The sequence below is a fragment of the Burkholderia anthinoferrum genome (genome assembly GCF_002925705.1).
Taxonomy (GTDB): domain Bacteria; phylum Pseudomonadota; class Gammaproteobacteria; order Burkholderiales; family Burkholderiaceae; genus Burkholderia; species Burkholderia semiarida.
Genome location: NZ_LFZP01000065.1, coordinates 50194 through 59730 on the forward strand (window position 1 = coordinate 50194; position 9537 = coordinate 59730).

Genomic DNA, 9537 nt, shown 5'->3' on the forward strand with positions numbered 1-9537 from the left:
ATGTGCGATGACTGAAGTGAGAGATGGAATGACGACGACATTCGACGAGGCGACAACGGCGGCGATCGCCGCGTTTGCCCAACTGGATTTCTACACGGCCGTGCAAGCGATGCGCGCCGAAGCCGATTACGACCACGAACGAGACCAGTGGATCTCGCGCTATATCGACGAGCACGGCGGCGGCGTGGACGATGCGGAATACGACGCCCTGCACGCGCGAGCGCAGGCCACGCCGGAATACGCGCAGTTCATCGATGGGGTTCGGCGGGAAATTCTGGAGTACTTCGGCGTGACCGACGATCAACTGGACTGGATGGTCGTGCTGCGCGACGACGACAGCGATGAACTGTGGGCGGAAGTCAACCGGCAGCGGAACGCGCTGGGAACGGGTGAAGTGCGCGGAGATCTCTGACCGGGCCTGTCATTCGCCGGTACGTTGGGCGCGCCGTTGTGAAGGTCGGCTCCGCACCACGTATCGGACGCTCGCCGTTCATATCGGTCTTCTCGCTCATCCGATTCGTGGACGGTGTTGAAGCTGAACGGCGGGCCAGGGTTGCCAAACGAGATCCACCGAACCCGCGACGCATGAAAAAAGCCCGCCGAAGCGGGCAACCTCACGATGCGGAGGGGGAGATCCGAAAACGCGATCGGCGCGCGCTCAGCCTTTCGTCGCGCCGAACGTGAGCCCCGCGACGAAATGCTTCTGCATCGCGAAGAACATCGCGACCGACGGCAGCGCGGCGAGAATCGACCCGGCCGATACGAGATTCCACGACGTCGTCCATTGCCCCTTCAGCGCCGCGACGCCCGCCGTGATCGGCGCCGCCTCGTCGCCCTGGGTGAGACACAGCGCCCAGAAATAATCGTTCCACACGAACGTGAACACCAGAATCGCGAGCGCGGCCAGCGCCGGCCGGATCAGCGGCAGCACGATGCGCCAGAACACCGTCCATTCGCCCGCGCCCTCGATGCGCGCCGCCTCGATCAGCTCGAACGGCAGCTGCTTGATGAAGTTGCGCAGGAACAGCGTGCAGAACCCCGTCTGAAACGCGACGTGGAACAGGATCAGCGCTTCGACGGTATTGAATACGCCGAGCCGCAGCGACAGGTCGCGCACCGGAATCATCAGCACCTGCACCGGCACGAAGTTGCCGGCGACGAACGTGCCGAACAGCGCGGTATTGCCGCGAAACCGGTAGGTCGCGAGCGCGAAGCCGGCCATCGCCGCGAGCGCGATCGAGCCGATGACGGACGGCACGGTGATCTGCACGCTGTTCCAGAAGTAATGCAGCATCGGCGACGTGGTCAGCGCGTCGCGATAGTTCTCGATCATCGAGAAGTGCCGCGGCCAGCCCCAGTAGTGGCCTTCGACGAGTTCCTCGGTCGAGCGCACCGACGTGATGAATACCGCGATCATCGGCAGCAGCCAGATCACGAGCGCGACGGGCAGCGACAGCTTGTACAGCCGGCGCGATATCGGCTTCCAGTGGGCAACGGGTGTCGGAAACATGATGAGTGAACTCCCGAAAGGTCACTGTTCGTTGCGCAGCATGCGGCGCAACTGGAACACGATGTAGACGAGCATGATCGCGAACAGCACGACGGCGATCGACGCGGAATAGCCGAGCCGGTAGTACTTGATCGCCTGGTCGTACATGTAATACGCGAGCACGGTCGAGCTTTCGAACGGGCCGCCGCCCGTCATCACCGAGATCAGGTCGAAGCTGCGCAGCGCGCCGATCACGGTGACGACGATCGCCATGAACGTGGTCGGCCGCAGTTGCGGCAGCACGACGTGCCACAGCAGCGCGAAGCCGCGCGCGCCTTCCATCCGCGCGGCCTCGATCTGTTCCGGGTTGACCGACGTGAGGCCGGTCAGGTACAGGATCATGCAGTACGCCGTTTGCGGCCACAGCGCGGCGAATACGATGCCGAACGTCGCGTAGCGCGCGTCGCCGAGCACCGGGATCCCATGCCCGGCGAGCAGCGCGAGCAGGCCGAAGGTCGGATCGTAGAACCACGAGAAGATCAGGCCGACCACCACGCCCGACAGCACGAACGGCGCGAAGAACAGCGACTTCACGAGCCGGATGCCGCCGACCGCCTGGTTCAGGTACAGCGCGAGCGCGAGGCCGAGCGGCGGCGCGAGCATGAACAGCAGGAGCCAGATCACGTTGTTGCGCAGCGCCGTGTAGAACGTCGGCGCATGCAGCAGCTCCGCGTAGTTCGCGAGGCCGACGAAGGTGCGCTCGGTCATCCCGTCCCAGTTGTACAGGCTCAGCGACAGCGTCGACAGGATCGGCCAGATCACATAGACGGCAACCATCGCGCAGGCCGGCGCGAGAAAGAGCCACGCGGCGCGCCGTTGCCGCCGCACGGCGGGCGACGGGCGGCGCGCGCGCAATGCGCTGGCGGACGAGCCGCGCGACGGCGGCGCGGTGCCGTCGCGCGGGGTGGACGTGGTCGGACTGGACACGGCAAGCCTCCTGAACGGACACGGCGGCCCGCGGCCGCCGGTTGGGTCACGCGGTCACTTCTTGTAGATCCGCTTGCGGGTCTGTTCGAGTTGCGCGAGCACCGTATCGAGCTGCGCGGGATTCGCGACGAACTGCTGCATGCCCTTCATCCCCTCGTCGGCCATTTCCTTGGTCATGTCGCGGTCGTAGAACTGCGCGACGCCGCCCTTCGTGTCGGCGAGGATCCGGAAGCCGATGCGCGAGATCGGATCGGCCGGCTCGGGCGACTTGCTGTTGGCCGACAGCGAGCCGAGCCCTTCGGCGAGCTTCGCGCCGATCTCGGGCGTTTCGACGAATGCGAGGAACGTGTGCGCGTCGGCCTTGTTCTTCGCCTTGGTCGGGATGTGCAGCGATTCGACCGGGCCGTCCTCGGCGGTCGGCACCTTCGGGTCGATGATCGGGAAGCGGTAGTAGCCCATTTCCGGTTTCACGTTGGGCGGGAAACCCGCCGCGATGAAGGTGCCCATCAGCATCATCGCGGCCTTGCCCTGGAACAGGAACGGCTGCGCGCCGTCGAGATCGTAGGACAGCGCGTTGTCGATGAAGTAGCCGGCATCGATCAGCGATTTCCACGTCGTGTAGACCTTCTTCACGCGCGGGTCGGTGTACGGCACGTCGCCGGCCATCAGCTGCTGGTGGAACGCGTTGCCGTTCAGGCGCAGGTCGAGATAGTCGAACCAGCCGGCGAGCGTCCACGCGTCGCGACCGCCGATCGCGATCGGCGTGATGCCGGCCGCCTTCAGCTTCCTGCACGCATCGAGAAACTGGTCCCACGTCTTCGGCTCGTCGGCGATGCCGACCTTGCGGAACAGGTCCTTGCGGTAGAACAGCCCCCACGAGTAGTAGACGGTCGGCGCCGCGTATTGCTTGCCGTTGTACGACGAGGCGCTGCGCGTCGACGCGTACATCGCGTCCCAGCCGTTTTTCGTCCAGTCGCCGCTCAGGTCCTCGAACAGCCCGCGCTTCGCGTAGTACGCCATCCGCTCGCCCGCGTGCCAGTTCACGACGTCCGGCGCGACGGTCGTGAGCCACGCGGGGAGCTGCACCTTGTACGCTTCCTCGTCGACGAAGGTCGGCTTCACGTCGATGTCGGGATGGGCCTTGTGGAACGCTTCGATCGTCGACTGCCACACGGCGCGCTGGCTCGCGCCCTTGAACGCGATGTTGATCGTCAGCGTGCCGGCATCGGCGGGCGCCGCGGCGCCGAACGATGCGGATGCGATGGCGGCGACGGTCGCCAGGCGGGCAGCGACGCGAAGGGGGCGATGGGTCATGAGTGTCTCCAGTCCTGTGTGTCGTTGTTTGTGCGTGACCGGCGCGTCTTCGCGCCGGGGCGGTTGCTACGAACGGCTTCGATACACGGCGATGCCTTGCGGCTCGACCTGCGCGGCGCCGAGCACGAACGCCGACGGCGGTACCGCGTCGATCGCGTGCGGTGTGTCGCCGTAGTTGAAGACGTAGGTCAGGCCGCCGCGGCGGCTCACGCGCACGGCGTCGCCGAGCGGCGTCGGGGCCAGGCCGGCTTCGGCCGCGATATCGGCGAACAGGCGCACGGTGGTCGCATCGTCGAACAGCGCGGCCCAGTAATGCAGCGTACCGTGCGATAGGCAGGCCGGATGGCCGTCGGCGAAGCGCGCGTGCACGACGCTGCGCGTGTCGTCGTGCAGCTCGACGAAGTCGCGCCAGTGGCGCGCCGCGCCCGTGAGCGGCGACCCGTCGCGTAGCGTGCCGTCGATCCGTTCGGTCAGGTTCGGCCGCAGCGATTCGACGCGCCACACACGCACCGGCAGGATCGACGCGAGCGGGCCGGGCGGCAGCGCCGGCGGAATCTGCAGGTCGGCGGTTTTCGAGCCGGTGCGCGGGCCGAACACCGCGTGCGCACCCGATGCGGCGAGCCGCGACGCGAAATCGTCCGGGACGATCGGCAGCGGCGGCACGACGACGAGCCGATAGCCGTCGAGCGGTGCATGCGCGGACACGATGTCGACGTCGAGGCCGAGCGAGCGCAGCGCCGAGTAGTACTCGAACGCGAAACGCGGGTAGTGGAAATCGGCGCCCTGCGGCTGCACTTCGAACAGCCACTTCGCTTCATAGTCGAACACGAGCGCGACGGGCGCACGCACCGCACCGTTCGCGTCGGCATCCGGGCCGGCGTCGAGCACGGCGGCGATTTCCCGCGCGACGCGCTGCGCTTCGCGCCCGCCTTCGTCGAGCCTGTCGTCGGGCGTGTGCAGGCCCGCATGCATCTGCTCCTGCGCGAACGGCGCCTGCCGCCAGCGGAAGTACGACACGCAGCCCGCGCCGTGCGCGAACGCTTCCCAGCTCCACAGCCGCACCATGCCCGGCAGCGGCGCGGGGTTCCAGTGCGCCCAGTTCACGGGGCCCGGTTGCTGTTCCATCACCCAGAACGGCCGCTTCGACATGCCGCGGTACAGGTCGTGATTGAACGATGCGAAATCCGGATGGCCGGTGCGCAGCCAGCGCGCCTTCACGTCGGGCGCGAACCATTGTTCCTCGAGCGCGCCGAGCGGGTAGCTGTCCCACGTCGCGATGTCGAGGTCGCGCGCGACCTCGTAGTGATCGAACTCGGTGAACAGCTGCATGAAGTTGTGCGCGACCGGCCGGCCCGGCGAATGCGCGCGGATCACGTCGACCTGCATCCGGTGATAGCGCGCGAGCTCGTCGGACGCGAAGCGCCGGTAGTCGAGGCGATGCGACGGATGGGCTTCGGTCACGGTGCCCACGGGCGCGTCCACTTCGTCGAAATGGCGATACTCCATGCTCCAGAACACGGTGCCCCACGCGCGGTTCAGCGCATCGATCGTGCCGTAGCGCGCCTTCAGCCATGCACGGAAGCGCACGAGCGCGGCCGGCGAATAGCTGACGACCGTCTGGTGGCAGCCCAGCTCGTTGTCGGTCTGCCAGTAGCGCACGGCCGGGTGGCGGCCGTAGCGTTCGGCAACCGCCGTGCAGATCTGGCGCGACGCTTCGAGATAGGTCGGCGACGAGAAATCGTAGTGGCGGCGTGAGCCGAACGCGCGCGGCCGGCCGTCGGCGCCGATCGCGAGAATGTCGGGATGGCGGTCGACCAGCCATTTCGGCGGCGTGGCGGTCGGCGTGCACATCACGATCTCGAGGCCGGCCGCGCCGAGCACGTCGACCGCACGGTCGAGCCAGCCCCAGTCGTATTCGCCGGGAGACGGCTCGATGCGGCTCCACGCGAATTCGGCGATCCGCACCTGCTCGATGCCGAGCGCTTTCATCCGGCGGGCATCGTCGGCCCACATCGATTCCGGCCAGTGTTCCGGGTAGTAGCAGACTCCGAGGCGCATGCCGATCCTTATGCGTAGTGGTGAACGTGAACGTCGGCGCGCGCGGGCACCGCGCGGCCGTCTTCGGTGAACAGGTGGCAGGCCGCGGCCGGCGCGTGCACGTGCACGCGTTCGCCGGTGCGGACCTGCGCGTCCCCGGGCACCTTCGCGATCAGCGGCGTGGCGTTGGGCTGGCCGGGCTGGTCGAGGTGCACGTAGGTCTGTTCGCCCAGGCGTTCGACGAGCGCGACGTCGCGCGCGAGCGTCGTCGCGTCGGGCGCGGCGCCGAGCGTCAGGTGCTCGGGGCGGATGCCGAGCGTGACGGCGGCGCCGGCGCCCAGCGCCGAGCCGTCTCGCGGCAGCACGAAGGTTTCGCCGGACGGCACGAGCGTGACGGTCGTGCGATGCGCGTCGCACGCGGCCACGACGGCCGGCAGGAAATTCATGCGCGGCGAGCCGATGAAGCCGGCGACGAAGCGGCTGGCCGGATGGTGGTAGAGGTCGAGCGGCGCGCCCACTTGCGCGATGCTGCCGTGCCGCGCGGTATCCGCACCGGCGTGCAGCAGCACGATCTTGTCGGCGAGCGTCATCGCCTCGGTCTGGTCGTGCGTCACGTAGACGACGCTCGCGCGCTCGAATTGCCGATGCAGCCGCGCGATCTCGATGCGGGTCTGGCCGCGCAGCGCCGCGTCGAGGTTCGACAGCGGCTCGTCGAACAGGAACACGCCGGGCTCGCGCACGATCGCGCGGCCGATCGCGACGCGTTGCCGTTGGCCGCCCGACAGCGCCTTCGGCTTGCGCTCGAGCAGCGTGTCGAGCTGCAGGATGCGCGCGGCGTCGCGCACCTTCCGGTCGATCTCGGCCTTCGGCACGCGCGCGAGCTTCAACCCGAACGCCATGTTCTCGTACACCGTCATGTGCGGAAACAGCGCGTAGCTCTGGAACACCATCGCGACGCCGCGCTCGGCGGCCGGCACGTCGTCGACGCGGCGGCCGTCGATCGACAGCTCGCCCGCGCTCAGATCCTCGAGCCCGGCGATCATGCGCAGCAGCGTCGATTTCCCGCACCCGGACGGCCCGAGAAACACGCAGAACTCGTGCGCGCCGATCTCCAGATCGACGTCGCGAATGACCGGCGCGTGCTCGCCATAGGCTTTCTGCACGCGCCGCATCGAGATGCTCGCCATTGTCTCCGCTCCATGTTTTAATGCGCCATCCTGCTTGATTAAGCGCTTAATCACCGCGATCAAAAAAAGAGGCGATGCGATCGCGGCCGAGTCGCGCCCGTCGGTCGGGCGGCAAGGTGTGCGGCGATAGTGCGCCGCTTCGGTGAGCGAAGCAAATACTGGATCGACGTCTCATATAGTGGGCAAACGATGGCAACACTGGAAGAAGTGGCGCGCCGCGCCGGCGTGACGGCCGCGACGGTGTCGAACGTGCTGCGCGGCCGCGGCCGGGTCGGCGACGCGACGCGGGCGCGCGTGCTCGAAGCGGTCGACGCGCTCGGCTACCGGCCGCATCTCGCCGCGCGGGCGCTGGCCGAAGGCCGTGCGCCGACGGTCGCGCTGATGGTATCGAGTATCGCGAACCCGTTCTATCCGGAGTTCGCACTGGCGGTCGAGCGCGCGGTGCGCCGCAACGGGCAGTTCCTGATCGTCTGCAATACGAATGAAGACCCGTTGCAGGGGCGCGCGTATCTCGACCAGATCGCCGGCACGGTCTCCGAGGGGATTCTCGTGACCAATGCGAACCTGCACCTGCCGGATCTGCTCGACGTCGCGCGGCGCGGCGTGCCGGTCGTGCTGTGCCTGTGGGAGCGGCCCGACGCGCCGCCCGACGGCCTGCCGTGCGTGGCGATCGATTTCCGCGAGGCCGGACGGATCGCGACGCGGCATCTGCTCGAGCTCGGTCACGAGAAGATCGGCGTGATCGTCGGCGGTGCGGCGAGCGGCGTGCAGGCGGCGCGCTACGACGGCTTCGTCGACGTGATGCGCGACGCGGGGCTCGACGCATCGATCGTCGCGGCCGAGCATGATTCGATCGAAGGCGGACTGCGTGCGGCGGGCCGGCTGCTCGATGCGCACCCGCGGTTGACCGCGCTCGTCGCGACCAACGACCTGCCGGCGATCGGCGCGATGCATGCGGCCGCCGATCGCGGCCGGCGCGTGCCCGACGATCTGTCGATCGTCGGCATCACCGACATCCATCTCGCCCGCGACACGCGGCCCACGCTGACGACCGTCGCGATCCCGACCGCCGAGGCGGCCGGCCTCGCGGTCGAATTGCTCAATACGCTGCGCGAGGCGGGCGGGCAGGGTGGAGACGCATCGCGCGTGCGGGTCGCGTCACCGCCGACGCTGGCGGTGCGCGGGACGACGGGGCCGGTACCGCACGCGGCATAGCGAGGCGCGGGCGGTCGTGCGCCGCCTCAGCCGCCTTCGACGAGCCGCAGCACGATGTTTCTTGCCGACTCGAGATGCGCGACCGTCATCGCGCGTGCCGCGCGTGCATTGCGTTCGCGACATGCCTGCAGAATCGCTTCGTGCTCGACCTGGAACGACGGTGTGTCCGCGAGCAGCGTGGCCTGCAGGCGCTCGTAACGTTCGACCTGGCCGCGCAGTTCGGCGATCGACTTCAACTGCCGCGCGTTGCCGCAGCACGAATACAGCAATGCGTGGAATTCACGGTTCAGCTCGCCCTGCCGGCGCGGCGCGGTTGCATCGCCGAGCAGCCGATGCACGAGTTCGGCGCGCGCGAGCGTTTCGTCGTCGAGCCGCTTCACGCTGCGGTAGATTGCATCGCCTTCGAGCAGCACGCGCAGATCATAGATTTCCTGCACGTCCGATGCGCTCAGCATCCGCACGACGGCGCCGCGATTCCGGAAGATATCGAGCAAACCTTCGCGCTCCAGCCGCTGGATCGCCTCGCGCATCGGGATCCGGCTGATGCCGAACCGCTCGGCCAGGTCGCGCTCGACGAGCCGCTCGCCGGCCGCCAGTTCGCCGTTGATGATCATGTCGCGCAGCGACGCGGCGATCGCGTCCGCCGTGGAGTCGAGTTTGGCTTCCATGCGTGCCTGTTCGTTGATTTTGGAATAATGGTATACCAAACGGCCATCCAGTGCCACAATGGCGACCATCGACGGGCTGCACGCAACGGTGTTCGGCCCGGTGGGGCAACCAACCTCAATGGAGAGCGAAATGGCATCTGGCGAACACCGGTATCGCGTCGCGGTGGAGTGGACGGGCAATCGCGGCACCGGCACGTCCGGCTATCGCGAGTACGGTCGCGATCATGTGATCCGGGCCGGTTCGAAGCCGGATATCCCCGGTTCGTCGGACCCGGCGTTCCGCGGCGACGCCGCGCGCTGGAACCCCGAAGATCTGCTGCTCGCGTCGGCATCGGCATGCCACGAGCTCTGGTATCTGCATCTGTGCGCCGAGGCCGGCATCCGCGTGCTGGCCTATGTCGACCACGCGGAAGGCACGATGGTCGATAGCGCCGAAGCCGGGCGCTTCACCGAAATCGTGCCGCGCCCGCGGGTGATGATCCGGGCGGGCGACGATCGCGCGCTCGCCGAGCGGCTGCATCACGATGCGCACGCGAAGTGCTATATCGCGAATTCGGTCAATTTTCCGATTCGTTGCGAGCCGGTGATCGAGGTCGAGGCAGCCTAGCTCGGAGCAATCAGTCCTCGTTCGTAGCCGGAC

9 protein-coding genes are annotated in these 9537 nt (G+C 67.8%); 3 read left to right on the forward strand and 6 right to left on the reverse strand.

The genetic code is table 11. From position 1 onward, the window contains the following. Positions 1–28 precede the first annotated feature (28 nt). Positions 29–412: a hypothetical protein gene (locus C5F75_RS31600; protein ID WP_060011169.1), complete on the forward strand. Its 384-nt coding sequence runs from the start codon at positions 29–31 to the stop codon at positions 410–412. A 246-nt stretch (positions 413–658) separates the two neighbouring features. On the opposite strand, the gene C5F75_RS31605 is transcribed toward C5F75_RS31600, so the two are convergent. From C5F75_RS31605 to C5F75_RS31625, 5 genes are all read right to left on the reverse strand, one after another. After that, entirely contained in the window at positions 659–1510 is an 852-nt protein-coding gene (locus C5F75_RS31605) for a carbohydrate ABC transporter permease (protein WP_060011171.1), read from the reverse strand. 21 nt (positions 1511–1531) lie between these two features. Next, positions 1532–2476, reverse strand: a complete 945-nt coding sequence (locus C5F75_RS31610; protein ID WP_060011173.1) for a carbohydrate ABC transporter permease — start codon at positions 2474–2476, stop codon at positions 1532–1534. 54 nt (positions 2477–2530) lie between these two features. Then, positions 2531–3790, reverse strand: coding sequence for an ABC transporter substrate-binding protein (locus C5F75_RS31615; protein ID WP_060011175.1), 1260 nt, complete (start codon positions 3788–3790; stop codon positions 2531–2533). A gap of 66 nt (positions 3791–3856) precedes the next feature. After that, positions 3857–5848, reverse strand: a complete 1992-nt coding sequence (locus C5F75_RS31620; RefSeq protein WP_060011178.1) for a beta-galactosidase — start codon at positions 5846–5848, stop codon at positions 3857–3859. An 8-nt stretch (positions 5849–5856) separates the two neighbouring features. Further along, positions 5857–7014: an ABC transporter ATP-binding protein gene (locus tag C5F75_RS31625; RefSeq protein ID WP_060011180.1), complete on the reverse strand. Its 1158-nt coding sequence runs from the start codon at positions 7012–7014 to the stop codon at positions 5857–5859. Between the two features lie 189 nt (positions 7015–7203). Between C5F75_RS31625 and C5F75_RS31630 the strand changes: the two genes are divergently transcribed. Beyond that, a complete protein-coding gene (locus C5F75_RS31630; protein ID WP_060011182.1) occupies positions 7204–8229 on the forward strand; it encodes a LacI family DNA-binding transcriptional regulator in 1026 nt (341 codons plus the stop codon). Positions 8230–8255: 26 nt separating this feature from the next. Here C5F75_RS31630 and C5F75_RS31635 read toward each other — a convergent pair whose 3' ends face one another. Then, the gene (locus C5F75_RS31635) at positions 8256–8897 is read right to left on the reverse strand and encodes a GntR family transcriptional regulator (protein WP_059581559.1); all 642 of its coding nucleotides are present in this window, start codon (positions 8895–8897) and stop codon (positions 8256–8258) included. A 130-nt stretch (positions 8898–9027) separates the two neighbouring features. Between C5F75_RS31635 and C5F75_RS31640 the strand changes: the two genes are divergently transcribed. Next, positions 9028–9504 carry an OsmC family protein gene (locus C5F75_RS31640; protein ID WP_104013326.1) on the forward strand — a complete coding sequence of 159 codons (477 nt, stop codon included), beginning with the start codon at positions 9028–9030 and terminating at the stop codon, positions 9502–9504. Positions 9505–9537 lie beyond the last annotated feature (33 nt).

What these genes read in the sequence shown, in the direction of transcription:
- C5F75_RS31600 (WP_060011169.1), top strand. Translation starts at nt 29, where the DNA reads ATGACGACGACATTCGACGAGGCGACAACGGCGGCGATCGCCGCGTTT.
- C5F75_RS31605 (WP_060011171.1), bottom strand. Translation starts at nt 1,510, where the DNA reads ATGTTTCCGACACCCGTTGCCCACTGGAAGCCGATATCGCGCCGGCTG.
- C5F75_RS31615 (WP_060011175.1), bottom strand. Translation starts at nt 3,790, where the DNA reads ATGACCCATCGCCCCCTTCGCGTCGCTGCCCGCCTGGCGACCGTCGCC.
- C5F75_RS31620 (WP_060011178.1), bottom strand. Translation starts at nt 5,848, where the DNA reads ATGCGCCTCGGAGTCTGCTACTACCCGGAACACTGGCCGGAATCGATG.
- C5F75_RS31625 (WP_060011180.1), bottom strand. Translation starts at nt 7,014, where the DNA reads ATGGCGAGCATCTCGATGCGGCGCGTGCAGAAAGCCTATGGCGAGCAC.
- C5F75_RS31630 (WP_060011182.1), top strand. Translation starts at nt 7,204, where the DNA reads ATGGCAACACTGGAAGAAGTGGCGCGCCGCGCCGGCGTGACGGCCGCG.
- C5F75_RS31635 (WP_059581559.1), bottom strand. Translation starts at nt 8,897, where the DNA reads ATGGAAGCCAAACTCGACTCCACGGCGGACGCGATCGCCGCGTCGCTG.
- C5F75_RS31640 (WP_104013326.1), top strand. Translation starts at nt 9,028, where the DNA reads ATGGCATCTGGCGAACACCGGTATCGCGTCGCGGTGGAGTGGACGGGC.